This is a genomic window from Caballeronia sp. S22, assembly GCF_964261745.1.
Lineage (GTDB): Bacteria > Pseudomonadota > Gammaproteobacteria > Burkholderiales > Burkholderiaceae > Caballeronia > Caballeronia jiangsuensis.
In genome coordinates, this window is the sequence record NZ_OZ180035.1 from 1457055 (window position 1) to 1482672 (window position 25618).

At 62.6% G+C, this 25618-nt stretch carries 24 protein-coding genes and 2 tRNA genes; 14 read left to right on the top strand and 12 right to left on the bottom strand.

Features of this window, described 5'->3' with window-relative positions; all coding sequences use genetic code 11:
* Positions 1-257 precede the first annotated feature (257 nt).
* On the top strand, positions 258-680 hold the full coding sequence (locus ACEN42_RS06860) for a hypothetical protein (RefSeq protein WP_250483747.1): 423 nt from the start codon (positions 258-260) through the stop codon (positions 678-680).
* Positions 681-954: 274 nt separating this feature from the next.
* Positions 955-1425, top strand: coding sequence for a hypothetical protein (locus ACEN42_RS06865; protein ID WP_371880980.1), 471 nt, complete (start codon positions 955-957; stop codon positions 1423-1425).
* A 17-nt stretch (positions 1426-1442) separates the two neighbouring features.
* Here the strand turns inward: ACEN42_RS06865 and ACEN42_RS06870 are convergent, their stop codons facing one another.
* The 3 genes from ACEN42_RS06870 to ACEN42_RS06880 form a co-directional block, all read right to left on the bottom strand.
* Positions 1443-2669: an MFS transporter gene (locus ACEN42_RS06870; protein ID WP_371881077.1), complete on the bottom strand. Its 1227-nt coding sequence runs from the start codon at positions 2667-2669 to the stop codon at positions 1443-1445.
* Between the two features lie 291 nt (positions 2670-2960).
* Positions 2961-3047: transfer RNA gene (locus ACEN42_RS06875), tRNA-Leu, on the bottom strand.
* Positions 3048-3184: 137 nt separating this feature from the next.
* Positions 3185-3271, bottom strand: a tRNA-Leu gene (locus tag ACEN42_RS06880).
* Positions 3272-3524: 253 nt separating this feature from the next.
* On the opposite strand from ACEN42_RS06880, the gene rnr reads away from it, so the two are divergent.
* The 6 genes from rnr to rpiA all read left to right on the top strand — a co-directional run bounded on the left by rnr (position 3525) and on the right by rpiA (position 9833).
* Complete coding sequence (rnr, locus tag ACEN42_RS06885; protein ID WP_371880981.1) at positions 3525-5993, top strand: ribonuclease R; 2469 nt, start codon at positions 3525-3527, stop codon at positions 5991-5993.
* Between the two features lie 99 nt (positions 5994-6092).
* Positions 6093-6842, top strand: coding sequence for a 23S rRNA (guanosine(2251)-2'-O)-methyltransferase RlmB (gene rlmB / locus ACEN42_RS06890; RefSeq protein WP_371880982.1), 750 nt, complete (start codon positions 6093-6095; stop codon positions 6840-6842).
* Between the two features lie 34 nt (positions 6843-6876).
* Positions 6877-7827, top strand: coding sequence for an HNH endonuclease (locus ACEN42_RS06895; protein WP_371880983.1), 951 nt, complete (start codon positions 6877-6879; stop codon positions 7825-7827).
* Positions 7828-7832: 5 nt separating this feature from the next.
* A complete protein-coding gene (locus tag ACEN42_RS06900) occupies positions 7833-8669 on the top strand; it encodes an N-acetylmuramoyl-L-alanine amidase (RefSeq protein WP_371880984.1) in 837 nt (278 codons plus the stop codon).
* Between the two features lie 13 nt (positions 8670-8682).
* Positions 8683-9078: a SirB2 family protein gene (locus tag ACEN42_RS06905; RefSeq protein WP_371880985.1), complete on the top strand. Its 396-nt coding sequence runs from the start codon at positions 8683-8685 to the stop codon at positions 9076-9078.
* A 65-nt stretch (positions 9079-9143) separates the two neighbouring features.
* Positions 9144-9833, top strand: coding sequence for a ribose-5-phosphate isomerase RpiA (gene rpiA, locus ACEN42_RS06910; protein ID WP_371880986.1), 690 nt, complete (start codon positions 9144-9146; stop codon positions 9831-9833).
* A 51-nt stretch (positions 9834-9884) separates the two neighbouring features.
* Here the strand turns inward: rpiA and ACEN42_RS06915 are convergent, their stop codons facing one another.
* From ACEN42_RS06915 to ACEN42_RS06925, 3 genes are all read right to left on the bottom strand, one after another.
* The gene (locus ACEN42_RS06915; RefSeq protein ID WP_371881078.1) at positions 9885-11306 is read right to left on the bottom strand and encodes an undecaprenyl-phosphate glucose phosphotransferase; all 1422 of its coding nucleotides are present in this window, start codon (positions 11304-11306) and stop codon (positions 9885-9887) included.
* 33 nt (positions 11307-11339) lie between these two features.
* Positions 11340-12086, bottom strand: coding sequence for a Crp/Fnr family transcriptional regulator (locus ACEN42_RS06920; RefSeq protein WP_016345545.1), 747 nt, complete (start codon positions 12084-12086; stop codon positions 11340-11342).
* Between the two features lie 1016 nt (positions 12087-13102).
* Complete coding sequence (locus ACEN42_RS06925) at positions 13103-14128, bottom strand: DUF1839 family protein (protein WP_371880987.1); 1026 nt, start codon at positions 14126-14128, stop codon at positions 13103-13105.
* A 376-nt stretch (positions 14129-14504) separates the two neighbouring features.
* On the opposite strand from ACEN42_RS06925, the gene ACEN42_RS06930 reads away from it, so the two are divergent.
* The 4 genes from ACEN42_RS06930 to ACEN42_RS06945 all read left to right on the top strand — a co-directional run bounded on the left by ACEN42_RS06930 (position 14505) and on the right by ACEN42_RS06945 (position 18792).
* Positions 14505-15038 carry a GNAT family N-acetyltransferase gene (locus ACEN42_RS06930; RefSeq protein ID WP_238214322.1) on the top strand — a complete coding sequence of 178 codons (534 nt, stop codon included), beginning with the start codon at positions 14505-14507 and terminating at the stop codon, positions 15036-15038.
* Positions 15039-15254: 216 nt separating this feature from the next.
* On the top strand, positions 15255-16406 hold the full coding sequence (locus ACEN42_RS06935; protein ID WP_371880988.1) for a glycosyltransferase family 4 protein: 1152 nt from the start codon (positions 15255-15257) through the stop codon (positions 16404-16406).
* A gap of 484 nt (positions 16407-16890) precedes the next feature.
* A complete protein-coding gene (locus ACEN42_RS06940; protein WP_035501066.1) occupies positions 16891-17643 on the top strand; it encodes a FadR/GntR family transcriptional regulator in 753 nt (250 codons plus the stop codon).
* Positions 17644-17787: 144 nt separating this feature from the next.
* Positions 17788-18792 (top strand): Gfo/Idh/MocA family protein, encoded by a 1005-nt coding sequence (locus ACEN42_RS06945; RefSeq protein WP_371880989.1) that lies wholly within the window; start codon positions 17788-17790, stop codon positions 18790-18792.
* A gap of 31 nt (positions 18793-18823) precedes the next feature.
* Here ACEN42_RS06945 and ACEN42_RS06950 read toward each other — a convergent pair whose 3' ends face one another.
* From ACEN42_RS06950 to ACEN42_RS06975, 6 genes are all read right to left on the bottom strand, one after another.
* Positions 18824-19483: an amino acid ABC transporter permease gene (locus tag ACEN42_RS06950; protein ID WP_250483700.1), complete on the bottom strand. Its 660-nt coding sequence runs from the start codon at positions 19481-19483 to the stop codon at positions 18824-18826.
* A 138-nt stretch (positions 19484-19621) separates the two neighbouring features.
* A complete protein-coding gene (locus ACEN42_RS06955) occupies positions 19622-20422 on the bottom strand; it encodes a cystine ABC transporter substrate-binding protein (protein ID WP_187604588.1) in 801 nt (266 codons plus the stop codon).
* A 114-nt stretch (positions 20423-20536) separates the two neighbouring features.
* On the bottom strand, positions 20537-21559 hold the full coding sequence (locus ACEN42_RS06960; protein WP_371880990.1) for a quinone-dependent dihydroorotate dehydrogenase: 1023 nt from the start codon (positions 21557-21559) through the stop codon (positions 20537-20539).
* Between the two features lie 96 nt (positions 21560-21655).
* Positions 21656-22483: an arginyltransferase gene (locus ACEN42_RS06965; protein WP_371881079.1), complete on the bottom strand. Its 828-nt coding sequence runs from the start codon at positions 22481-22483 to the stop codon at positions 21656-21658.
* A 115-nt stretch (positions 22484-22598) separates the two neighbouring features.
* On the bottom strand, positions 22599-23330 hold the full coding sequence (gene aat, locus ACEN42_RS06970) for a leucyl/phenylalanyl-tRNA--protein transferase (protein ID WP_035501057.1): 732 nt from the start codon (positions 23328-23330) through the stop codon (positions 22599-22601).
* A gap of 43 nt (positions 23331-23373) precedes the next feature.
* Positions 23374-23919, bottom strand: coding sequence for an NUDIX hydrolase (locus ACEN42_RS06975; protein ID WP_035501055.1), 546 nt, complete (start codon positions 23917-23919; stop codon positions 23374-23376).
* 221 nt (positions 23920-24140) lie between these two features.
* On the opposite strand from ACEN42_RS06975, the gene glp reads away from it, so the two are divergent.
* Positions 24141-25364, top strand: coding sequence for a gephyrin-like molybdotransferase Glp (gene glp, locus ACEN42_RS06980; protein ID WP_371881080.1), 1224 nt, complete (start codon positions 24141-24143; stop codon positions 25362-25364).
* Positions 25361-25618 (top strand): molybdopterin converting factor subunit 1, encoded by a 258-nt coding sequence (gene moaD / locus ACEN42_RS06985; protein WP_035501053.1) that lies wholly within the window; start codon positions 25361-25363, stop codon positions 25616-25618. The genes glp and moaD overlap by 4 nt, the downstream gene beginning before the upstream one ends.

A 25618-nucleotide genomic window follows, 5' to 3' on the forward strand; every position in this document is an offset into this window, starting at 1 on the left:
AGACGTTCACACTTCAATGCACAATAATGCGCGAGCTATTCTTTTTGCTCATATCAGAAATGAAAAAATAGAATTATTAGTTCGAACTGCTAAACAAATGGGGAGGGACTGCATGAGTCTTGACGCCCCGCCTGAGCGGGGCGTCAAAGGGCGCTGTGGGTGAATCTTCGCGGGATGCGCCACAGCAAGTCACAACGCCGGGCTTCATATTGTGACCACCTGCCACGCGCATGGTGGCCACGGGAGCTTATTTGGAAATGGAGACACCGGATCACCTGGTCAGACTAAACATTGGCACGGCGCCCGAAGAACATGGCGTTACGGATTGGGTTTTTATGTTGGGCGACTTGCTTTACATGCTGATCCGCTCCGATGGGGAGGTCAGCTATCTGCATGTCCCGGTGGATATGGAGATGCTCAGCAGAATACGAGAATCGAGCGAGGGCGCAGCACACGGCATATATCGGAATATCAACGGCGAACCGACACAACTGGCGATATATCTTGCACTGGTTTTTCTGGAGCACGATGTGTCCGCCTCGACGATCAGACATGAACTCGGAATGTCCGAAGCGGCGATGAAATGGTTGCTCGGCGTCTGGCAATGTATCGCCGGAGTTATCGACCGAAACAATCGACTCGAACTGATTCGCCTCTTGGCATTCGATGGACATAGCTGAAACGAGCCTTGGGGATTATCGCCATATTGGTTTAATTCGGAACCTTCTGGTTGGGATCGAAACTCGACGCGCCGAAAATACAGACCGCTCGCGCGACGATCTCGCCGGTCGGGGCGCGCGAGTGGTGTCGATCCCGGGTTCGCTTGCGCAGAACCGGGACCAGTAGGAGATGTCGTGAGCGAGTTGGCGGACCCGCTCATGACGATCGCAAAACTACAGAATGCTCCTGTAGGCAGCAACCACCTGCCCTGAAATAGCGGCAACAGGAGATTAAGTGTTCCTAAACAAAAGTGTTTACCCGGTAGAGCTAAATATAAACTCTCTGTTCAGAGAGGTCGCCGCAATTGATCGGAGCTATATCTACGACGACAGGCTGTTCGTGTTCAGCAACGAAGCGGACGGCTACGCATACCGCACAAGGTCGCTGGACGGAGAGACGATCGATGACCTGCACAAGGACATTCGCGTGATCGAGGCATCGCCGGGCAGAAATTTCGGAGGACGAATCGATCCGAAACGGAAGTTTCAGGCTTTGGCGTTGCTGCAGGATGGCGCCTCGGTGGCAGCGGTTTCGCGCGGCGTGAACTTGTCGACGACTACGGTGTATCGATATCGCAAAGAATTGCAAAAGGTCGTCGCGCTGCGTCCCCGGAATACGAATTTCCTGCTGCGGATGCTTGCCTTTCCGTCCGCGCGCGTCCGTGAACGTAGCGTCGCCGGATTGCGTTCCCGCCGGCGCGTTTGAATTCGCCGAGGGCGCGATTATCCTGGCGCGCCCGCTTCCCGCGCTGTGCGCGTCATATCGATACCTCTGCGCTCGCGGCTGAAGAAAATCAGCGCAGCGATCACGACGGCGACGACGCCGGCGACGATCGCCATCGCCATGCCGTAGTCGTTGCCGTGCGACGCGGCGAGCGACGCCTGCATCGTCGCGTTCACCGCCGCGAGCAAGTTACCGAGTTGATAGACGAGGCCCGGGAAAGTCGCGCGAATCTCATCGGGCGAGATTTCGTTCAGATGGACCGGAATCACGCCCCATGCGCCTTGTACCGAAATCTGCATGAGGAACGCGCCGAGCGCGAGCATGACCGGCGTCGTCGAGAAAGCCCACAGATACAACACAGGCAACGCGATCAGCGCGGCGATGAAAATCGTCACCCGCCGGCCGATCTTTTCCGACAGCGCCCCGAAGAGCAGCCCTCCGATGATCGCGCCGATATTCGGCGTGATCGTAATGAGCGAAACGGTATGCGGATCGAAATGATGCTGCTCGCGCAGGAAGGTCGGGTAGAGATCCTGCGTGCCGTGCGAGAAGAAGTTGAACGCGGTCATCAGCACGATTGCGTAGATCGAGAGCGTCCAGTTCCGCTTGAGCGTGGCGAGGAGGCCGGGGCGCGGGCGTTTTTCCATCGCGCGCCACGCCGGCGATTCCGGCACGTGCGCACGCACGTACATCACGAGCAGCGCGGGCGCGACGCCGATAAAGAACATCCCGCGCCAGCCGATGAGCGGATACACGACACCGAAAGCGATCGACGCAAGCAGATAGCCGCTCGGATAGCCCGCCTGCAAGAGCCCCGAAACGATGCCGCGGGCTTTCGGCGGGACGGTTTCCATCGTCAGCGCAGAGCCGACGCCCCATTCGCCGCCCATCGCGATGCCGAAAAGCGCGCGCAGGATGAGGAGCGTCATGAGGTTGGGGGATAGGCCGGAGAGCAGCTCGAGCAGCGAATAGCACGCGATGTTGATCATCAGCGTGGGACGGCGGCCGAACTTGTCCGCGAGGCGGCCGAAGATCAAGGCGCCTAGCGGGCGCATCGCCAGCGTGAGCGTGATCGCGAAAGCGACATCCGGGATTTTCGTATTGAATTCGGCGGCGATATCCTTCAATACGAAGACCATCAGAAAAAAATCGAATGCGTCGAGGGTCCAGCCCAGATAGGCGGCAACCGTCACGTTTCTCTGTTCGCGCGTCCAACTCATGGCCAGATTCTCCGGGTCGAATAATCGATTGGCGAGTGTTGCCATGCGACGGAGCAATTAACGAACCGGCCACGGGCGCGTCGGGGCGGGCTCGCCGAGGTTCGTGCGATCGAGGGCGTGCGGCTGGATAATCGAGGCCGGGTGATCAATTCATTTACCGTTCGATGCAGAAATAATCGAATCAGAACGAAAGAAGGTCGAATAGAAAATGAAGGCGGAAAACAAAAAACCCCACGTCGATGCGTGGGGTTTTTGCGTGCGATGCGCTCGAACGAGCATCTCGCGAAAGAGGGACCTTGGTGCCCAGGAGAGGACTCGAACCTCCACGGTGTTGCCACCGCTAGGACCTGAACCTAGTGCGTCTACCAATTCCGCCACCTGGGCCAAGGGGTACAGCAAGCCCGCTATTCTAGCGGGAACGGGCACCGTGTCAACCGTAAAGTCATATGACTTGTCGGAATCAAAAGCACGGTCTCCGCATAAAACAGAAAAGCCACCCGAAGGTGGCTTTTCCGAACATCTGGTGCCCAAGAGAGGACTCGAACCTCCACGGTGTTGCCACCGCTAGGACCTGAACCTAGTGCGTCTACCAATTCCGCCACCTGGGCAAGGGTGCGTGTACTGCAAATCGCTGCAATTCGTTTTGCGTCAGCAGCAAAGAACGCCATTATAGCGACCCCATTGTAACTGTCAAGCATTTCGACGCAATGCGTGTAACGGCGCGCCGGCCGCGCCGTATCGGCTCGCGAGCCCCGTGAGGCCTAAAAGACGGGTGTTAGAATGGCCCGCAACGATGTCCGCATTATTGGTTGCAAAGCACCGCAAAAGTCCCATCCAACGAGAAAAAACACGACTACGCCCTTGAGCAAATATCCGTATCCGATTCCGAGCCGCGAAGAAATTCTCGGCGTGCTGCGCACGAGCGAGACACCGCATGCCGCGAACGACATTGCCGAGGCGCTGTCGATCAAGCGCCAGGAGCGCGAAGGATTTTTCAAGCGACTGGCGGCAATGGAACGCGACGGGCAAATCCGCCTCGACAAGCGCGGCCACTATCAACTTACGCATCCGTCGAATTTCGTGGCGGGCCGTGTGCAGGGACATCGCGACGGCTTCGGCTTCCTGATTCGCGATGACGGCCAGGACGATCTCTTCCTGCCCAACGGCGAAATGCAGAAGGTCATGCATAACGACCGCGTGCTCGCGCGCATCGTCGGCTATGACCGGCGCGGGCGGCCGGAAGGGCATATCGTCGAAGTGACGGATCGCGCGAACAAGCGCATCATCGGCCGCCTCGTCAACGAGAACGGTGCTCTCATTCTCGTGCCGGAAGACAAGCGCATCGGTCACGACATCCTCATCACGCAGAATCCGAAGAAGGCGAAGGTCGGGCAGGTAGTGTCCGTCGATCTGACGGATTTCCCGAGCCGTCACTCGCAGCCGCTCGGACGCGTGGCCGAAGTGATCGGCGATATCGACGATCCCGGCATGGAGATCGAGATCGCGGTGCGCAAATACGGCGTGCCGCACGAGTTCAGCGACGCCGCCCTGGCCTCGGCCGCCAAGCTGCCCGACGAAGTGCGCCCCGTGGATATCCGCCATCGCGTCGATCTGCGCGATGTGCCGCTCGTCACCATCGACGGGGAAGATGCGCGCGACTTCGATGACGCCGTCTATTGCGAGCCGGTCGCCGTCGGTCGTGGCCAGGGTTTTCGCCTGCTGGTCGCGATCGCGGACGTATCGCACTATGTGAGCCCCGGCGAGCCGCTCGATGTCGATGCGCTCGATCGCAGCACATCGGTGTATTTCCCGCGTCGCGTGATTCCGATGCTGCCGGAAAAGCTGTCGAACGGTCTCTGTTCGCTGAATCCGAATGTCGACCGCTGCGTGCTCGTGTGCGACATGGTCATCACGGCGCGCGGCGAAATCAAGGCGTATCAGTTCTATCCGGGCGTGATGCATTCGGCGGCGCGGCTCACGTACACCGAAGTCGCGGCCGTGCTGACCAACACGAAGGGTCCGGAAGCGGCGAAGCGCGCCGATATCCTGCCGCAGTTGCAGGACCTCTACGGCGTCTACAAGTCGCTGCATGCCGCGCGTCAGAAACGCGGCGCGATCGATTTCGATACGACCGAGACGTATATCGTCGTGAACTCGCAGGGCAAGATCGAGCAGATCGTGCCGCGTCACCGCAACGACGCGCATCGGCTGATCGAGGAATGCATGCTGGCCGCGAACGTCTGCGCGGCGGATTTCCTGAAGCGCAACAAGCATCCGGGTTTGTATCGCGTGCATGCGGGGCCGACGGAAGAGAAGCTCGAGAATTTGCGCACGTTCCTGCGCGGCGTCGGCCTGACGCTGACCGGCGGCGCCAAGCCGCACGCGAGCGACTACGCCGCGCTGATCGCGCAGATTCGCGACCGGCCCGACGCGCAGATGCTGCAATCGATGGTGCTTCGCTCGATGCAGCAAGCCGTGTACAGCCCGGACAACATAGGCCATTTCGGTCTCGCATATGAGGCGTACGCGCACTTCACGAGCCCGATTCGACGCTATCCCGACCTGCTCACGCATCGCGCGATCTACGCGATTCTGCAGGGCAAGAAGTATCTGCCGGACATCGGTCATGATGTGTCGCTGAGCACCGGCCTCACGAAAGCCGCGCGCGAGATGCAGAAAGCCGACGACACCGCGCGGGGCCGAGCGCGCAACAGCGTCGCGATCTGGGAAGAGCTGGGACTGCATTGCTCGTCGAACGAACGCCGTGCCGATGAAGCCTCGCGCGACGTCGAGGCGTGGCTCAAGTGCTACTTCATGCGCGACAAGCTCGGCGAGGAATACGGCGGCATGGTGAACGGCGTGACATCGTTCGGCATCTTCGTGCAGCTGGATTCGCTTTTCATCGAAGGTCTCGTGCACGTGACCGAACTCGGCTCGGATTACTTCCAGTACGACGAGATCAAGAACGAGCTGCGCGGCGAGCGCACGGGCATCCGCTACCGGATGTCGGATCGTGTGCGCGTGCAGGTGGGCCGCGTCGATCTCGATGCGCGCAAGATCGATTTCCGGCTCGTCCGCGATACGCCGGTGAAGCCGCCGTCGCCGCGTCCGTCGGCGGCTGCGGGCGATGTCGCGAGCGTCGGCAATGGCGCAGCGGGACCGCGCATCCGCCCCTTCAGCGACGACGACGCGCCGAGCACGCGCGCTCGCGGCGGCACGAAGAAGGGCGCGCCGCTTTCGGCAAGCCCGCGCGGCGGCGCGGCGGCGAAGAAGCGCGGAGCGGCGTCGAAGTCGGCGCCGCAGGGGCGGCCGGCGCGCAAGAAGCGTTAGGGCGGCGCGCAACACTGCCGCCATCGAATACGCGCGGTCCGAAGCTTCGTGCATCGGACCGCGTCGTGCTTTTCAAGATTTCAAAGGTTCGAATCAGTCATGTCACGTCTCAAGGTTCTATACGGATTTCACGCAGTGACCGCACGTTTGCGCGCGGATGCATCCTCGATCGAGGAGGTGCTGTACGACCCCACACGCAAGGATCGACGCATGCAGGACTTTCTGCGGACCGCGAAGGAAGCGGGCGTGCGGCTGATCGCGGCAGACGAATCGCGTCTGTGGGGGCTCGCGGGCAACATTCAGCATCAGGGCATCGTCGCGCGCGCGAACGATCTGCCGCTCGCGCAGAACCTCGCCGAACTGCTCGATGGCATCTCGGGCACGCCGTTGCTGCTGGTGCTCGATGGCGTCACCGATCCGCATAATCTCGGCGCGTGCCTGCGCGTCGCGGATGCGGCGGGCGCGCATGCGGTGATCGCACCGCGTGACCGTTCCGCCGGGTTGAATTCGACGGCGGCGAAAGTGGCGAGCGGAGCGGCGGACAGCGTGCCGTACATCACCGTGACGAATCTGGCGCGGGCTCTGCGCGAGCTCAAGGACGCGGGCGTGTGGGTGATCGGGACGGCGGGTGAGGCGACGGCTTCGCTCTATGAGACGAAGTTGGACGGTCCCGTGGCGATCGTCGTCGGCGCGGAAGGCGAGGGCATGCGACGTCTTACGCGCGAAACCTGCGACGAGGTCATGAATATTCCGATGGCGGGGACGGTCGAGAGTCTGAATGTGTCGGTGGCGAGCGGGGTTTGTTTGTTTGAGGCGGTGAGGCAGCGGGGGGTGAAGAAGTCATCGTAACCAGCATCGAACAAGGACTCGCTGCAGCTTCTTCATGGCATCGCTCAATACAATACTCGACCGGCTGGCTCCGTCTCATCGTGCCGTTTTGCAATGGTTTCAAACCTTCGAAGGGCAAGAAGTCGAATGGCCTAAGCCTTTGCCAGACGGGACGTTCATCGTCAACAAGGCAAAAGGTATTCATAAGCCAAAAGGTATCGACTATGCGGTGAGCGTGCGTCAGTCGCTCAACAGCCCATATGCTGATCACGAGCCGATCGTAGAGTCCGATCGTTCTTGGACTTACCGATATTTCCAAGAGCAACTCGACCCCGCTGAGCGCGACAATCAGTTCACGAATCGCGCTCTCGTGGCGTGCATGAAAGATGGCGTTCCTGTTGGGGTTCTGCGCCAAGTCAAGCCTAAGCCAAAACCGCGGTATCGAGTTCTTGGCTTAGCGTTTGTGACTGATTGGCGCAATGGTTATTTCGAGTTGAAGAGTCCCGGATTTGATTCGTCAGAAGACAGAGCTTCAGCGATCGACCAACTCGAACAAGCCGCTGAGGTTTTGACGGCGTTCGATCCGGCGAACCTTGAAGACGCACGACGGAGGATCGATGCGTCTATCGTCATAAGGCAAGGCCAGCCCGCCTTCCGCAAAAAGCTGCTAGACGCGTACGACCGTCGCTGCGCCCTCACGAACTGCGCGGTCGAAGCAGTCCTCGAGGCCGCTCACATTTGCGGCTACATGGGCCCGGAAACCAACGACGTCCGCAACGGACTCTTACTACGCGCCGACCTGCACACGCTTTATGACCGCATGTTGATCGCGATCGATCCGGCGACTCACGAAGTGTCGATCGCTCCGGAGCTGCGAGAAAGCGAATACGCTTCGCTCGAAGGACGTGCGCTCCGTCTGCCAAAACATCCCGGGCAACGGCCAAGTCCCGAAGCGCTGCAGATTCACTGGATGCACGTGCGCTCGATCCGGGAAAGGCAATCGTGATAGGCATGAAAAAAACGCTTGGCCTGGCGGCATTGATATCCGTGTGCATCCTCACCGCCTGCACCACCACGATGCAAGACCGCGGCACCTACATCGCCGACACCCAGCACCACGCCAAAAACGCCGACTCCCGCATCCGTTTCCTCGTGATGCACTACACCGAAATCGACGAAGCGCGATCGCTCACTGTCCTGACGGGCGATGAAGTCAGCGTCCACTACGTCGTCCCCGACGCGCCGCGCATCGAAAAGGGCGAGCCTGTCGTCTATCAACTGGTGCCCGAAGACAAACGCGCCTGGCATGCCGGCGTGAGCTCATGGCAAGGCGCGACGGAACTCAATGCGTCGTCGATCGGCATCGAGAACGTGAACCTCGGGCCTATCGGCGAGAAAAACGGCGAGCGCGTATGGCAGCCGTATCCGCCCGCGCAAGTCGACGCGCTCATCAAACTCTCGCGCGATATCATCGCGCGCTACAACATCCCGCCGACGCGCGTCGTCGGCCACAGCGACATCGCGCCGCAACGCAAGATCGACCCGGGACCGCTTTTTCCGTGGCGCGCGCTCTACGATGCCGGCGTGGGCGCATGGCCCGACGAAGCGACTGTCGCGGCTTATCTCGCCGGACGCGATCCCAAAGCCCCGGCCGATGTGCGCGCGCTGCAGGAAAAGCTGAAGCGCTACGGTTACGACATCGCGACCGATGGCGTGATGGACGACAAGACCCGCCGCGTCTTCAGCGCGTTCCAGATGCACTTCCGTCCGTCGGACTACGCGGGCAACGCGGACGCGCAAAGCGACGCCATCGCCCAGGCCTTGCTCGACAAGTACTTCGCCAACTAAAACGGAGCTCGCAATGGGCGACTATTTTCTGCCGCTGCGCGCGGTCCACATGACCTGTGCGGGCCTTTCCATCGCCGGTTTCGTGCTGCGCTGGATCTGGATGCTGACGAATTCGCGGCTTCTGAGCGCGCGCGCGACGAAAATCCTGCCGCACATCATCGATACGCTGTTGCTCGTGAGCGCCATCGCGCTGGTCGCGATCATCGGCTTCTGGGCGAACGCCGCGTGGCTCGGCGCGAAAATCGCGGGCCTCGTCGCCTATATCGTGCTCGGCACGTTCGCGCTGAAGCGCGGCCGCACGAAGGGCGCGCGCGCCGTTTATGGCGTCCTGGCGATCATCGTGTTCGCGTTCATCGCATCGGTCGCGCGCACGCACGATCCGCTCGGTTTCCTGCACGCGATTGCATGATCGGCGGATGCGCCTCGCGCGCTCCGATAAAATCTCAGTTTTCTCCGATAAGCAGCACCGCTCCCATGACTCAAGACGAACTCAAGCAACTGGTCGGCCAGGCCGCCGCCGACTACGTGAACGCGAACGTGCCGGAAGGCGCGATCATCGGCGTCGGCACAGGATCGACGGCCAATTGTTTCATCGACGCCATCGCGAAGTCGAAGGCGCGTTATCGCGGCGCGGTGTCGAGTTCGCTCGCGACCACCACGCGGCTCGAATCGCACGGCTTCAAGGTGTTCGATCTGAACGACATCGAAACGCTCTCGATCTACGTCGACGGCGCCGATGAAATCGATGCGAGCGGCGCGATGATCAAGGGCGGCGGCGGCGCGCTCACGCGCGAGAAAATCGTCGCGTCGGTGGCGGACGTGTTCGTGTGCATCGCCGATGCGAGCAAGCGCGTGCCGGTGATGGGCACGTTCCCGCTGCCCGTCGAAGTCGTGCCGATGGCCCGCACCGCGATCGGCCGCAAGCTCGCGGCGCTGGGCGGCGTGCCGATCGTGCGCGTGGTGAAGGACGGCGCGCCTTTCATCACCGACAACGGCAACGAGATCATCGACGTGAAAGGTCTTTCGATCACCGATCCGCGCGCGCTCGAAGCGCAGATCAACGCGTGGCCGGGTGTCGTGACGGTCGGGCTGTTCGCCGCGCGCGGCGCGAACATCTGTCTGCTCGGCACCGAAACGGGCGTCGAGCGAATCGACTACAAGTAAAAACAAAGCCTGGCGATGCAGGCATCGCCAAGCTTTTTGCGGTCGCATCGATCAATACGCGTTGCGTCCGATGAATCCCTTGAACATCGTCATCGCGACGATCTTGATGTCGAACCAGAACGACCAGTTGTGAATGTAGAACAGGTCGAACTTCACGCGGCTCTGCATCTTCTCCACCTTTTCCGTCGCGCCGCGATAGCCGTTCACCTGCGCCCAGCCCGTGATGCCAGGCTTGATGCGGTAACGGAACATGTAGCCGTAGACGAGATCCTTGTAGAGATCGTCATGTTCGAGCGCGTGCGGGCGCGGACCGACAACCGACATATGCCCGAACAGCACGTTCAGGAACTGCGGCAGCTCGTCGAGACTCGTGCGTCGCAAAAACGCGCCGACCTTCGTCACGCGCGGATCGTTGCGCGTCGCCTGCGTGACGCTGCCCGTGTTCTCCCGATGCACGCCCATCGAACGGAATTTGTAGATGCGGAACGGCCGCCCGTCCGCGCCCTTGCGATGCTGCGTGAAGAACACCGGACCCTTCGATGTCGCCTTCACGGCGATCGCGATCGCGATCAGCAGCGGTGAAAGCGCGAGGAGCGCGGTCGCGGCGAAGAGGCGGTCGAAGAGCAGCTTCGGCCACATCTGCAAGGTGCCGAGCGGAGACGTCGTGAGATCGATGGTCGCGAGACCGGCGACATCGGTCATCGAATGATTGAAGAGCGAGATGCTGCGCGTGTCCGGAATCAGCCGCAGATTCACGAAGTCATGCCGCAGCGCGTGCACGAAGCGGTAGATCGTGTGTTCCTGCGACAGCGGCAGCGCGAGCCACACCTCGTCGATCTCCTCGGCGCGCACTTTCTCCACCAGCTCGTCGAAGTCGGTCAGCACGGGCAAACGATTGCCTCCGGTGCCGATTGCTGTCGTCGGAGGGTTCACGCCGTCGGCGCCGGTTGCCTGCAGTTCCGTGTCGCCGGTCGTGTCGAGCACGCATACGGGCGTGAAGCCTTGCTCGGGCGTGCTGCCCAGATGCGCGAGCAAGGTCCGCGAGAAACCCTGCGCGCCGACGATCGCCACCGTGCGCTGGTTCAGGCCGCGTCCGCGCATCAGGCGCAAGCCCGAGTACACCAGCAGTTTCGCCGCGATGATGAGCGCGCCGGAGATGAGCGTCGAATAGCCGAACCACAGACGCGACACGGCGTCCATGCGATGCAGCGTGAATGCGAGCAGGAGGCCCGCTGCGACTACGGCCATCCACGCCAGCGTGACGCGCGCGAGCATCATGGCGAGCGGCTTGCCACGCCAGGTCTCGTACACGCCGAACGCGGGGAACAGCAGAAGGGCGAGTGCGGAGTTGAACGCGATCAGCAGCCTTTCGATATCGCTGAAATCGAGCGATGAAAAGCGTACGTCATGCGCGATCAATCCGCCCGCAATGATGAGACAGACATCCAGACAACGCGCCAGCCATGAAAACAAATCGTGATTTTTTTCTTGCATTAATCCAAGCCGTTAGACACTTGAGGCCGATACCGCCTCGGTTGCGCGAAGACGCGGGAGCAGACGGTCGAACTCGCGTTTGACGAGGCCGTAGCATTCGCAGGCGCGGGCTTCGAGTCCCTCGCGATCCACGACCTTGATGCAGCCGCGGCTGTGATGAATCAGACCCGCGTCGTGAAGCTTGCCCGCCGCTTCGGTCACGCCTTCGCGGCGCACGCCGAGCATGTCGGCGATCAGTTGCTGCGTGACTTGCAATTCGTTGGACGCGGTACGATCGATTTCGATCAGCAACCAGCGGCAAAGTTGCTTGTTCAACGAGTGATGCCGGTTGCACGCGGCCGTCTGCGCGACTTGCGTAAGCAGCGCTTGCATATAGAGCAGCATCAGGCGGCGCAGGAAGTCCGAGCGGCCGAACTGCTCGCGCAGCGCTTGCGCACTCATGCGATAGGCGAAGCCCGGGCATTGCACCTGCACGCGCGTCGGCATCGTTTCGCCGCCGGTCAGCACGGGCACGCCCGTCATGCCTTCGCGGCCCACCGCGGCGATCTCGACCGAGCCGCCGTCTTCCATCGTGTGCAGGAGCGAGATGATCGCAGTCGTCGGGAAATAGACGTGGTGAATACGTTGGCCCGAGTCGCAGAGCAGTTGCTCGGTGCGCAGTTGTACGAGTTCGAGATGCGGTGTGAGCGCCTGCCATTCGTGCGCCGGAAGTGCGCCAAGCAGATGATTGCCGTGCAGGTCGGACTGGAGGGTCAGCATGATTTGTTCTCTCTCGTAACTTCGCGCGTTGCGCTTCAATTTTTATTTACTGGTGTGACCGTTTTCGAATGTCGTCGCTTGCGACCAACTCGATGAAGCATCACTCCAGCCCCGTAGCGGCCCGTTTGCGCGTGTATTCGAGTTTGTTGTTCGCGCGCTGTTCCGGGTTGCGAGGTTCTATTAGCGAGGACTGTGCCAGTGCGGGCAATCGCAATGCTGGCGGGGCCTCATAACTCATGCACTTTTCGTGATGCAGCGCAGCGCAGCGTTTTTGTTTCAGTCTTGAACATCGGTGGTCTTAGGAATGCCTGAGAGCACCGATGAGTTTCATCAGCGCAATCCCCCCGAATGACGGTTCAGGCATTTCCGACTACCGTGCGACAAGCCTCACAGGTCGACATCCCTTCGACAGCACACCTGCTTTCGTAGGGACAATGAAAAATGATTCATCCGTGTTGCATGGGCTTCGTGGGCTATCGAACGCGCGTAATTTTCGTCAGCGCTTGATTACCCGCGAAGCCTTGCCGGACGGGGCTTTGCGGGCGAGCGGAAAAGTCTGCCGCCGCGCGTTGCACGAAGCGGAAACGTTGCGCCGATTGCACGAAGTGAAAAGACGGTGCGTGATGCCTCGCTCGTTCGCGCCCAAGAAGCGTGTATTCGAGCGTGCAATAGCGCACACAGGGCTTGTGGGGACCCCCAAAGCGCCGCAACGAGCGGCATTTAGCCGTAAAACGTTTGCGCGTGTTTCGTCGGATCGATCGTTTCGAATATGTGTGTTCGACTGGAAGCGAGGCGCCGCGAAATGTTTCATCGGGGACAATTTCATGCGGAACCGATTTACGCGCGCGAAACGAGCTTCGCCAAAATTGCAGCGAAGACATAACGAGGTCACGAAGCGAATATACGGCGCGAACGTAAGCGAGTGAAAAAACCCTTGAAACAAGGGCTCAAGTATGTTTTTACCGAATGCGTTTTACTTATACGAATCGACGAGTAATCCCTGCGTGCGCGAGCGATCAGCACACGATATTCGCAAGAGGCGGAATAACGCGTTCATACGCATCCTCGATGGCGTCGAACGATGCTTCGCAAAGGTCGTGACGGCCACGCGAAAGCGCGCGCGCGAGCCTGCACTGCATGACCATCGTTTCGCTCGCGATCTTGCGTGCGCCCGCGTGCGTCTGAACGGGAATATCGAAGCCCTGATCGCGCATCCATTGCAGGTAGTGCGCGAGCAGTTCGAAATTCGCGCCGAGCTGTCTCATCATGTTGAACGCATAAACGCGCGCATACGCTTCGCCGCGCGCGATCATCGTATCGACATGCTCGGGAAACGCCGCCCGCCAGCGAGTGATGGGGCTATGCATCGGGCGGCGCAACAGATGCGCGCATAGCGTATCGGCGGAGACTTCGGCGAGCGAGGTGCCGGACATCGGTTCGCGTACGCGCTTGACGAATTCGACGTGCGGAAAGAGCGCCGGCTGCGGCGCGTGCGGACGCAACACGCCGTCGTAATCGTCACCGTCGAGAAGGTGATAACCCGTGTGATGAAAGTAGCCGAGTCGCCGCGCATCCGGATCGATCACATCAATGCCGATGGTCGTCTTCTCATGCTCGCGATGATAGGAAACCGTGCGCATGTCGGGCAGAAAGAACGCATCCACTTCGACGAGCACGATGTTCGAGCGGCGTGTCTGCACGAGCGCGCGTTCTTCGAGCGAATCGAACACGGATAGCTCCTGCACCTGCAGGCCGTAAAGCTTTTCGATGTCGTCCGGCGGCAGCTTGCCGAGCGTGAACTGATCGGCTTCGAAGTCCTGAGCAACCGTGAAGGCCAGCGCGGCGCGCGGTTCGAGGCCGTTGCCGTGCAGGATTTCTATCCATAGATCGGCGGGCGCGACGGCTTCGCGCCAGATGCGCTCGCCGCGATGCAGCGCATGCGCATGATGGCGTCGCGCACGCATGCGCAAGGGATCGAGCGACACGACGCGGGAACGACTCGCGCCTGAATCCGTCACACCGCTCGTATGGAACGCGCTCATGCCGTGACCTCGGGCCGGCGAGGCCGGCGTTCGATACCGCGCGCGCGGGTGAGCGAGTGTCCTTTTCGTTGTGCGTCTCTGTCGCGTTCGATGGCGGTATGCATTGTGATTTTCCCATGAAGGTGCCGTATTACGCGAGCGCTATCGACGCGTGCCGACGCGCGCGACGGCCCGTTTCAGCGGGCTGTCGCGCGGTCGTTTCGTTCGTCGGGCAGGCGTCTTTTTCCCCGGGACGCCTTTTTGCGTGTGGTCGGGCTTATTTGAAAGGCGCGCGAGGCTTGGGTCGGTGCGATGGCGCACCGATTTCAGGCGGGTTGGCACGTAACGTTTAATCGTCGCAACGCCGGTAATTACCGGTAAAGCATGGAGATAATCGATGAACTGGAAAACGCTGGATTTCGAACAACTCACTGCGCGTGAGCTTTATTTGATTTTGCGCGCGCGCAGTGCGGTGTTCGTCGTCGAACAGTCGCATGTCCATCTCGATCCGGATGGCCGCGATGAAACCGGCACGCACGTATTCGCGGCCGAAGACATGAGCCGTTCGATGCCCGTCCTCGCCTATGCACGCATTCACGAAGGCGATGCCGACGATCCCGAGGTCGTGGTGGACAAGATCTTGACGAGCCCGCTGCGCCGCGGCGATGGCACCGCGCACGCGCTCATCGAACGTGTGCTCGCGGTGACCGCCGAGCGCTGGCCGGGCCGCGGCGTGCGCCTGACGGCGCCCGTGAGCCTGCGAGGCTTTTATGAGGCGTTCGGCTTTCGCAAGACCGAAGGTCCGTTTCTCGAGCACGGCATGCCCTTCATCGGTCTGACGAGAAAGAGCCGGCAACCGCGCGAGATGGCCGGCACGAGCAAGACGCTGTTCGCGCCGAGCGAGCACGCCACCACGTACGAGTTGCTCTAAGCGCCACCAGAGACGTGCCGCGTGCGCCGCAACCCGCGCGCGCGGCGACAGAAGCCAACGCATCAGTCATCACAAGGCGTGGACCGTCCGGGCATCGAGGCAAGAACAACGCAATAACATCGATCGAGGTGGCGCAGGCCGTCTCGAAGCGTGTCCTCGAAACAATAAGATCGACGCCGCCGGCCAATACCGGCGAGCGTACAAACAGCCTATCTCATGCGAATAGTCCATCTCGCCAATCACGCGCAGACGATCGGCAACGGCACCGTCAACATGATGGTCGATCTCGCCTGCATGCAGGCGAGCATGGGTCAGGACGTCGTGGTCGCATCGTCGGGCGGTGGCTTCGAGCCGCTGTTGCGCCGTCACGGCATCACGCATGTGCCGCTACAGCAATCGCGGCAGCCCTGGCGCGTGCCGTCGATGATCGCGGGCTTCAATCGTCTCATCGATCGCTTCGATCCCGAGATCGTCCATGCGCACATGATGACGGGCGCGCTCATTTCGCGTTTCGGCAGCATGCGCCGCCGCTTCGCGCTCGTGACGACGGTGCATCACGAACTGCAGAAAAGCGCATCGCTCGTGCGCGCGGGCGATCGCATGGTGGCCGTGAGCCGCGCGGTCGCGATGGATTTGCAGGCGCGCGGTATCGATCCCGCGCGCATGTCGATCGTGCTCAACGGCGCGGTGGGCGCGCCGCGGCTCGTATGCAGGCCCGCCGCGAAGCCGGTGCGCCTGAAGCATCCGAACATCGTCTGCGTGGCGGGAATGTATCGCAGGAAGGGCATCGCCGATCTCCTGCAGGCGTTCGCGCTCGTGCGCGAGCAGTCCGCGAGCGAGCGGGAGTTCATGTCCGAGCCGCATCTGTATCTCGTCGGCGATGGCCCCGAGCGTGCTTCGATGGAAGCGCTCGCGGCCGAACTCGGCATCGCGGAGGTCACGCATTTCACCGGCTTCGTCGCCGATGCGCGGCCCTATCTGGCGAGCGCGGATATCTTCGCGCTCCTGTCGCGCGAGGATCCGGGGCCGCTCGTGATCGCGGAGGCGCGCGAGGCCGGCTGCGCGATCGTCGCGACGCGCGTGGGCGGCATTCCCGAAATGCTCGACGACGGCGCCGCGGGCCTGCTCGTGACCGCGGGCGACATCGAACAGGCGGCGGCGAAGCTGCGCTGGCTGCTGCTCGACCGGCAGGCACGCGGCCAGCTTGCGGCGCGTGCGCGGCAAAACCTGCAGCCGCTTTCGGTCGAAAGAGTCTGCGGCGAGTACATGGCGGTCTACCAGCAGACGCTCAAGGAGCGCGAATCGATGAGCCGCCGGCAGCTCGCGCTCGATGCGCGAAGGCCCCGTACGACAGATGGCGCGATTTAAGCATAGCGCTGACAAATCACCGCACTCGCACCGCGCCACGGTACTTTCGCCCAAACCTTCCGATCATACAAAAGGACTTTCCCAGCGGCCTTCCGTTCGCGTTCGCACAGAACGCCTACGAGATGCTTGCTCAAATGAGTGCATGATCGGTCCGAGGAGATCAAGGACTGCAAAAAACGCACTTGCCGCGCTGCGACGCCGCCATTCTTCAGTTTCCCTGATGAATGACTGCGCGCGCGCGGCGCGAGCGCAGCAGATACACGCGAAAGCAGAAGAAAGAAAAAAACGAAATATCGATATCGAGGTCAGAGGGATTACCCTGTCAGGAATTTCCCAACTGGCATTCGAAGCAACGAAGACGCAACGTATCTAGCACGACGAATGGACCTGTCGGGAACTCGTCGTGCCTTTCGCAGCCCGGGGAAAGCGAAAGCGATGCGCTCATACATACGGCTACGGAACAGGCGAGAAGGGGAGAAGCGAGATGGATGACAACAAAGAGCGATCGCTGGTGGCGAAGGTCATGGACGGACTGGTTTCCGGCATCGTCGAGCAAAAATATGGCGCGATACTGCCACCGCAGGACATCCTCTCGAAGGAGTTCGACGTGAGCCGCACCGTCATGCGCGAGGCGCTCTCGATGCTGCTCGCGCGGCACATGCTGGACGTGCGGCCGAAAACGGGCACACGGATTCGTCCGATGAGCGACTGGCGTCTCATCGACGAGGATGTGGTGAGCTGGAGATTTCGCGCCAAGCCGGATCAGACATTTTTGCGCGATGTAATCGAATTCCGCATGCTGATCGAGCCGCGCGCGGCCGCATTGGCGGCGGCGCGGGCGACACCGGACGAAATCGCCGGAATCCGCGACGCGTTCGACACGCTCTCGCGTTTGCAGGTCGGCGAGCCGGAATATCAGGCGGCCGACGAGGTTCTGCACACGCGCATCGTGGCGGCGAGCGGCAACCAGTTCTTTCGCCAGATGACGGCGATCGTGCGCGGCGCGCTGGTGACGGTCAATCCGATCGTCGACGGCATCGAATCCGTGCGCGAGGCGACGCTCGCGGCGCAGAAAAGCGTCGTCGAGGCGATCGAGGCGAAGGATTCCGCCGCGGCCGAATCCGCGACGCGCGCGCTCGTCGATCTGGCGGCGGAAGAAGTGGGCCGCGCGTTCTCGCTGGAACGGGTGAACAGCCAGCCCGCCGCGCCGAACGTGAATGCATCCGCGGGGGTGTAACGCGTTCGTAGCACGTCGGTCGATGATGGATGAGCCGCAAGCATGGAGCCGGGACATGTCCCGGCTTTTTGCCGTCTGCGCGCGCCGTGCGAAGTCGTCATGCGATGCAATCAGGCACAATGCGTCGCACCACGAACCTGGCGCATGGAGGAAGGATTGACCGATACGAACATCGACGCAGCAACGATACGCTGGGGCATCGTCGGCGCGGGACGCATCGCGCGGCGCTTCGCCGACAGTCTCACGCATGTGGAAGGCGCGCGGCTCGCAGCCGTCTGGTCGCGTCGCGAGGAGCCGGCGCGCACGCTCGCCGATGCATTCGATGCACGCGCATTCGCCGATTTCGACGCGATGCTCGGTCATGTCGACGCGCTCTACATCGCGACCTTGCAGGACAGTCATTCGGAATACGCGTTGCGCGCCTTCGCGGCGGGCAAATCCGTGCTGTGCGAAAAGCCCGCGGCCGTCAACGCGCGCGACCTGCAGCGCATGATCGACGCGGCGCGCGAGGCGAAGCTGCTCTTCATGGAAGCGATGAAGCCGCCGTTCTATCCGCTGTATCGGCGTCTGCGCGAGCATCTGGAGCGCGATCCGATCGGCGAGATCGGGCTCGTGCGCGCGGGTTGCTCGATGGCGAACGTGCCGCTCGATCATCCGTCGTTCACGCTCGAAGCGGGCGGCGGCGCGCTGCTCGACATCGGCATCTACGAGGCGTTTCTCGCGGTCGACTGGCTCGGCGAGGCGCTCGACGTGCAGACCATCGGCCGCCTCGGCGCGACCGGCGTCGACGTATTCGCGAGCCTGAATGTGCGCCACGAACGCGGCATCGCGCAATTGTTCTGCGGACTCGATCTGCAAGGCCGCGGCGATGCGCTCATCGGCGGCACGCTCGGCACGGTGACGATCCACGAAAACTGGTGGAATCCGGCGCGCGCGACCATCGCTTACACGGACGGACGCAAGGTCGAACTCGACGAGCCGTTCACGGGCGGCGGCCTCAACTACGAAACCGCGCATTTTTGCGAGCTCCTGCGCGCGGGCGAAACCGAAAGCCCGGTAATGCCGCACGCGATGTCGATGCGCATGATCGCGATCATCGACGCGGCACGGCGCGATCTGAATCTGCGCTTTCCCTTCGAGACCGACTGATACGAAAAAGCCGCTTTTCAGCGGCTTTTTCTTAATGTCGCCCCGGCAGCGCGAGACGCCGCTCGAAAATCCGCTGCACGAATTCGAGCACGCTGCACAGAATCCAGTAGACGAACGCCGCCGCGAGATAGAGCGGCAGCGGCTGATAGGTCGCCGCGATCACTTCCTGCGCGCTTCGCAACAGCTCGGTCACGGTGATCACCGACACGAGCGACGTGTCCTTGATCAGACTGATGAGACTGTTCGACAGGCTCGGCACCGCGATGCGCAGCGCCTGCGGCCCGATCACGTAGCGCAGCGTCTGCGTGCGCGACAACCCGAGGCTATAGGCCGCGAGCCATTGTCCGGCGTGGATGCCGAGAATCGCGCCGCGCATGCTTTCCGACAGATATGCCGCGACGTTCGCGGACAGCGCGATCACGCCGGCGGGCGTCGGTTCGAGCGAGATGCCGAGGCTCGGCAAGCCATAGTAGATGACGAAAATCTGCACGAGCAGCGGCGTGCCGCGCATCACGCTCACGTACAAGCGCCCGATCGCGACGAGCGCGCGATTCTGGCTGATGCCCATCAACGCCAGGACGACGGCCGCGATGAGGCCGAAGAACATCGAGTAGAGCGCGAACTTGATCGTCAGTAGCGCGCCTTGCGCCAGCACGGGCGCCGATTGAACGAGCAGGGAAGTCGTGGACATGAACGGGAATGCGGTGAGGAGCCGGCGCGCGAATTGGATCGATCGGCGCGCGCAAAGCGCACATCATAAACCGGCAGCGAAAAAACGAAGGGCGGCACCGTCATCCGATGCCGCCCCGACCAGCAGAACAACGCTGGCTTACTTCGCCGGCTTCGTCACGTCGATGCCGAACCACTTGTCCGAAATCTTCGTGAACGTGCCATCGGCTTCGAGCTGGTTCATCGCGTCGTCGATGGCCTTCGCGAACTTCGGATTGCCCTTCTTGAACGGAATGCCCGACGGATTGCCCGCACCGACATTCGCGCCCGTGCGCAGCGGCAGTTGCGAATTCTTCAGCAGATACGCGAGCATCAGGCGGTCGTTGAGCGCCGCGTCGAGACGGCCGGCGGCGAGGTCACGCAGATACTCGGGCGCGCCCGGATACGTCTTCACATCGATGCCCGGCACCGACTTCGCCATGTCCATATAGTTCGTGCCGAGACCGACGCCGAGTTTCTTGCCCTTCAGCTCGTCGAGCGTCTTGAACTCGCGCTTGTCGTCCGAGCGCTGGATCAGTTGCGCGTTCGAATACGTGTACGCCGGCGAGAAGTCGAGCGTCTGCTTGCGCGCATCCGTGATGCCAACCTGGTTCACGATCACATCGAACTTGCCTGCCTGCAGGCCCGCGATGATGCCGCTCCATTCGGTCGTGACGAATTCGGGCTTCACGCCGAGCTTCGCGGCGACGGCCTTGGCGATATCGACGTCGAAGCCGACCAGCTCGCCGTTCGGCGCTTTCGAGTTGAACGGCGGGAAGGTGCCTTCCAGGCCGACGCGCAGCGTGCCGCGCTGTTTGACCTGATCGAGCAGGTCGTCGGCGTGGGCTGCCGTCGTGACGGCGGTGAATGCCGCGCCGATCAGGCTGGCGGCGACAAGCTTCTTGAGCGTGGACAGTTTCATTGTGTTGTTTTCCTCTTGATGGGCACAGCGTCTTTATCAGATGCGGCGATCATAGTAAGAATGCAATCGCCGCGTCATATCGTTTGTTCATGTCTATATGCGCGATCGACGGCATCACGCGAGCGCTTCGACGCATTCGCGCACGAGCGCCGGGCCGCGATAAATCAGCCCCGTATAAATCTGCACGAGCGACGCGCCCGCCGCGAGCTTCGCGCGCGCATCCTCGCCCGAGAAAATCCCGCCTACGCCGATGATCGGCACGTCCGTCCCGACTTCCGCGCGCAGCTTGCGGATCACTTCGTTCGACGCGTCGAAGACCGGACGTCCCGATAGCCCGCCGGCTTCGTCGCCGTGCTTCATGCCGGTCACGGCGGCGCGCGACAACGTTGTGTTCGTGGCGATCACGCCGTCGATCCTGTGCGCCAGCAACGTGCCCGCGATCGACTTGATCTGCTCGTCGTCGAGGTCGGGCGCGATCTTGAGCGCGAGCGGCACGAGCTTGCCGTGCAGGTCGGACAGCCGCGTCTGCTTCTCCTTAAGCGCGCCCAGCAGCGAATCGAGTTCACCCGCGCCCTGCAACTGCCGCAGATTCTTCGTGTTCGGCGACGAAATGTTGATCGTCACATAGCTCGCGAACGGATAGACGCGTTCGAGACAGTAGAGATAGTCCTCGGCGGCGCGCTCGATCGGCGTATCGGCGTTCTTGCCGATGTTCAGGCCCAACACGCCGCGATAGTGCGCCGCCTTCACGTTGGCGACGAACTGATCGACGCCGCCGTTGTTGAAACCCATCCGGTTGATGAGCGCGTTCGCGTCCGGCAGACGGAAGATGCGCGGACGCGGGTTGCCCGGCTGTGCGCGCGGCGTCACGGTGCCGACCTCGATGAAGCCGAAGCCGAGCGCGGCGAGCCCGTCGATGCACGCGCCGTCCTTGTCGAGGCCCGCCGCGAGGCCGACCGGGTTGCGGAACGTGATGCCCATGACGGTGCGAGGCGAATCGGGGCCGCGTTTGGCGAGCATGCCCGTGAGTCCGGTGCGGCCGGCGGCGCCCAGCATGCGCAGCGTCAGGTGATGAGCGTCTTCCGCGTCCATCTTGAAAAGATGCGAGCGCGCGATCGGATAGAGGGAACTGAACACGAAATGAAAGCCGGCGACGGCGGATTTTTTTAAGACCGCTATTTTAGCGGCTTTGGACGGCGGGCCGGTCGGGCAGTGCCGGAAGTACGCAAGCGGCTATTTCGGCTGGCCCGGACCGTGGATGCGCCCGGGCATCGGCAGCGCGCCGGCGGACTGCGTGTTCGCGGGATCGAGCAGCGTCCAGCGTCCGTCGATCAGGCCTTCCAGCGGCCGGAAATTCGCCTTGTAGGCCATCTTCTCGCTTTCGCGAATCCAGTAGCCGAGATAGACGTGCGGCAGATCGAGACTCTTCGCCTGCTCGATCTGCCAGAGAATGTTGAAGGTGCCGAAGCTCGTCTTCGGCATGTCCGGCTCGAAGAACGTATAGACCGACGACAAACCGTCGCCGAGGATGTCGATCATGCTGATCATGCGCAGCACGCCAGGCACATCCGGATGCGCCGGATCGACAGGTTCGCGGAACTCGACGAGACGCGAATTGATCCTGCTCTGCAGCAGGAACTGCTCGTACTGGTCGCGGCTGTCGCGGTCCATGCCGCCGCCCGCATGCCGCGCCGACTGATAACGCATGTAGAGCGCGTAGTGTTCTTCGTCGTAATGCAGCGGCGCGACGCTCGCCACGAGATCGCCGTGCTGCTTCCACACGCGCCGCTGCGTGCGGTTCGGCACGAAGCGCGCGACCGGCACGCGCACCGGCACGCAGGCGCGGCAGCCGTCGCAATACGGACGATAGGTGAACACGCCCGAGCGCCGGAAGCCGGCCTTGACGAGTTCGGTATAGACGTCGGAGTTGATCAGATGGCTCGGCGTCGCGACCTGCGAGCGCGCGACGCGCCCTTCCAGATAACTGCAAGGATAGGGCGCTGTTGCATAGAATTGCAGCGCGGAAAGCGGTGACAGCGGCAGCTCGTTCGGATGTGTCACGTTGGCGGCTCTCGCAGGCGTCGTCTCGTCGTTGCCGACCGGCGCGCGGAATCCTCTTTCGGGCGCGCGCATGGCGGCTGCATTACGTTTGTCGCTCGGGCGTCGTGCGAAGCGTTCAGCGTGCCAGCACGTCGAGCAGGACGGATTTGTCGAAGCGCCAGCCGATCGCCGGTTCCGCCGTGGCCCGCCGCAGATGCGCGACGAACGCGCGGCGCGCGATCTCGCGGCCGCCCAGCGACGCCAGATGCGACGTGTTCTGCTGGCAGTCTATCATCTCAATTTGATTGCGGCGCAAGTGTCCGACGAGCGCCGCGAGCGCGATTTTCGACGCATCGGTTCTGTGCGCGAACATCGATTCACCGAAGAACATGCGCCCGAACGACACGCCGTAAAGTCCGCCCACGCGCACGCCGTCGTACCACGTCTCGACGCTGTGGGCGTTGCCCGCGCGATGCAAGGTGGTGTACGCATCCACGATGTCCGAGGTGATCCAGGTGCCGCGCTGGCCGTCGCGCGGCGTGTCTGCGCAGGCGCGCATCACGGCGGAAAAATCGTCGTCGACGCGAACTTCCCAGATTGGATCGCGCACGACGCGCTTCAGGGTCTTGCGCAGCGAATCCGACACCTTGAACTCGGCCGGAAAGAGCACCATGCGCGGATCGGGACTCCACCACAGCACGGGCTGGCCGTCCGAATACCACGGGAAGATACCGCGCCCATAGGCGTCGATGAGCCGTGAGGGCAAAAGATCCGCGCTCGCCGCGAGCAGGCCCGGCGCGCCGCTCGCCGCATCGAGCGCGCGCTCGACGGGCGGGAAGGGATCGTCGTCGGCGAGCCAGGGAACCATGTTCTCGGGTGGGCGGCGTTCTGTGATGTCGGCGAGCGTGCGATCAGCCGTCGCGCAGCGTGCGGAAAATGTCGCCCGTATGCAGCGTGAAGTTGCCGGCGGCGCGGTCGGCGAAGAAAAAGCGCAGCGTCTGGCCGACCGTCGGGAACGCGATCTCGTCCCACGGAATCTCGCTTTCTTCGAAGAGCTTCACTTCCAGGCTTTCCTCGCCGGGATCGACTTCGATATCGAGCAGCCGCGCCAGATAGAAGAGATGCACCTGATGCACGTGCGGCACGTTGAGCAGCGTGAAGAGGCTCTGGATCTCGACGCGCGCGCCCGCTTCCTCGAGCGTTTCGCGCGCGGCGCCTTCGCTCGTCGTCTCCTGCATTTCCATGAAGCCGGCGGGCAGCGTCCAGTAGCCGTAGCGAGGCTCGATCGCGCGGCGGCACAGCAGCACCTTGTCGTCCCACACCGGCACGGTGCCCACGACATTGCGCGGATTCTGGTAATGAACCGTGCCGCAATTGTTGCAGACAAAGCGCTCGCGGTTGTCGCCGGGCGGAATGGCGAGACCGACTTCGTGGCCGCAGACGGAGCAGAATTTCATGGAAATGGACGTGGGAAGTGTGCCTGCGAGTGTATCACCGTGCCGCTGCGGCTTTGAGGCACGCACATGGTTTGCGGCATCAGTGGCGCCGCATGACCGGTTTGCCTGGAGCCGACAGTGCGACGCCTGCCTTCTCGCTACAATAGTTGACCGGAATTGCAGTGTCCCTTTTCACGATGAACTCCATGTCAACCACGCCAGCCGCTTCCAGCCGTCCTCCGATGCTCGCCACCGCCGAGGCGCTCGGCCGTCTGCTCGACGCCGCGCGTCAGGTGGACGGCCGCGAGCGCGTCGGCACGCTCGACGCGCTGAACCGCGTGCTCGCCGCCGACGTGACCTCGCCGCTCGACGTCCCGCCGATGCACACCAGCTCGATGGACGGCTACGCGGTCCGCGCCGCGGATCTCGCCGGCGCGAGCGAAGGCGCACCCGTCGCGTTGCCGGTGTCGCAGCGCATTCCGGCGGGCCACGCGGCCGCAGCGCTCGCGGAGGGCACGGCCGCGCGCATCTTCACCGGCGCGACGGTTCCGCCCGGCGCGGATACCGTCGTCATCCAGGAAATGGCGCACGCAACGGACGACGGGCGCGTCGCGTTCGCGCAGACGCCCGCGGCAGGCGAGTGGATCACGCGGCAAGGCGCGGATATCCGGCGCGATTCGGTGATTCTGCCCGCGGGCACGCGCCTCACGCCGCAGGCGCTCGGGCTGGCGGCGTCGGTCGGTTGCGCTGAGCTCGATGTCGTGCGCCGGGTGCGCGTCGCGATCTTCTTCACCGGCGACGAACTGCGCATGCCCGGCGAGCTGCTCGAGCCCGGCGCGATCTATAACTCGAACCGCTTCACGCTGCGGTCGCTGCTCGCGAAGCTCGGCTGCGAGGTGACGGATCTCGGCATCGTGCCGGACCGGCTGGATGCGACGCGCGAAACGCTGCGGCGCGCGGCCATCGACCACGATCTCATCCTGACGTGCGGCGGCGTGTCGGTCGGCGAGGAGGATCATGTGAAGCCGGCGGTGGAGGCCGAAGGGCGCATTTCGATGTGGCAGATCGCGATGAAACCGGGCAAGCCGCTCGCCTTCGGCGCGGTGCGGCGCGGCGATGAAGGAAGCGAGGCGTTTTTCATCGGCTTGCCGGGCAATCCGGTGTCGAGTTTCTGCACGTTTTTGCTGTTCGTGCGGCCGTTCCTGCTGCGTCTTGCGGGCGTGACGAACGTCACGCCGCGCGTCCATTCGATGCGCGCCGACTTCAGCCAGAAAAAAGGCGATCGCCGCAACGAGTTCCTGCGCGCGCGCGTGAACGAGTCGGGCGGGCTCGATCTCTTCGGCAACCAGAGTTCCGCCGTGCTGACATCGACCGTCTGGGGCGACGGTCTCATCGACAATCCGCCGAATCATGCGATCAGCGCCGGCGAGATCGTGCGCTTCATCCCATTTTCAGAACTGATATGAAAGTCGAACTGAGGTTTTTCGCGAGCGTGCGCGAGGCGCTGGGCGTCGCGAACGAGACGGTCAGCGTGCCGGACACGGTAGTCAATGTCGGCGATGTGCGCGCCTGGCTGCGCATGCGCGGCGGTGTGTGGGAAGAGGCGCTCGCCGAAGGCCGCGCGTTGCGCATGGCGTGCAATCACGTGATGACGAATCCGGGCCAGCGCATCACCGAAGGCTGCGAAGTCGCGTTTTTCCCGCCGGTCACGGGTGGCTGA

What these genes read in the sequence shown, in the direction of transcription:
- ACEN42_RS06860 (WP_250483747.1), top strand. Translation starts at nt 258, where the DNA reads ATGGAGACACCGGATCACCTGGTCAGACTAAACATTGGCACGGCGCCC.
- rlmB (WP_371880982.1), top strand. Translation starts at nt 6,093, where the DNA reads ATGTCACGTCTCAAGGTTCTATACGGATTTCACGCAGTGACCGCACGT.
- ACEN42_RS06895 (WP_371880983.1), top strand. Translation starts at nt 6,877, where the DNA reads ATGGCATCGCTCAATACAATACTCGACCGGCTGGCTCCGTCTCATCGT.
- ACEN42_RS06900 (WP_371880984.1), top strand. Translation starts at nt 7,833, where the DNA reads ATGAAAAAAACGCTTGGCCTGGCGGCATTGATATCCGTGTGCATCCTC.
- ACEN42_RS06905 (WP_371880985.1), top strand. Translation starts at nt 8,683, where the DNA reads ATGGGCGACTATTTTCTGCCGCTGCGCGCGGTCCACATGACCTGTGCG.
- rpiA (WP_371880986.1), top strand. Translation starts at nt 9,144, where the DNA reads ATGACTCAAGACGAACTCAAGCAACTGGTCGGCCAGGCCGCCGCCGAC.
- ACEN42_RS06920 (WP_016345545.1), bottom strand. Translation starts at nt 12,086, where the DNA reads ATGCTGACCCTCCAGTCCGACCTGCACGGCAATCATCTGCTTGGCGCA.
- ACEN42_RS06925 (WP_371880987.1), bottom strand. Translation starts at nt 14,128, where the DNA reads ATGAGCGCGTTCCATACGAGCGGTGTGACGGATTCAGGCGCGAGTCGT.
- ACEN42_RS06930 (WP_238214322.1), top strand. Translation starts at nt 14,505, where the DNA reads ATGAACTGGAAAACGCTGGATTTCGAACAACTCACTGCGCGTGAGCTT.
- ACEN42_RS06935 (WP_371880988.1), top strand. Translation starts at nt 15,255, where the DNA reads ATGCGAATAGTCCATCTCGCCAATCACGCGCAGACGATCGGCAACGGC.
- ACEN42_RS06940 (WP_035501066.1), top strand. Translation starts at nt 16,891, where the DNA reads ATGGATGACAACAAAGAGCGATCGCTGGTGGCGAAGGTCATGGACGGA.
- ACEN42_RS06945 (WP_371880989.1), top strand. Translation starts at nt 17,788, where the DNA reads ATGGAGGAAGGATTGACCGATACGAACATCGACGCAGCAACGATACGC.
- ACEN42_RS06950 (WP_250483700.1), bottom strand. Translation starts at nt 19,483, where the DNA reads ATGTCCACGACTTCCCTGCTCGTTCAATCGGCGCCCGTGCTGGCGCAA.
- ACEN42_RS06955 (WP_187604588.1), bottom strand. Translation starts at nt 20,422, where the DNA reads ATGAAACTGTCCACGCTCAAGAAGCTTGTCGCCGCCAGCCTGATCGGC.
- aat (WP_035501057.1), bottom strand. Translation starts at nt 23,330, where the DNA reads ATGGTTCCCTGGCTCGCCGACGACGATCCCTTCCCGCCCGTCGAGCGC.
- ACEN42_RS06975 (WP_035501055.1), bottom strand. Translation starts at nt 23,919, where the DNA reads ATGAAATTCTGCTCCGTCTGCGGCCACGAAGTCGGTCTCGCCATTCCG.
- glp (WP_371881080.1), top strand. Translation starts at nt 24,141, where the DNA reads ATGCTCGCCACCGCCGAGGCGCTCGGCCGTCTGCTCGACGCCGCGCGT.
- moaD (WP_035501053.1), top strand. Translation starts at nt 25,361, where the DNA reads ATGAAAGTCGAACTGAGGTTTTTCGCGAGCGTGCGCGAGGCGCTGGGC.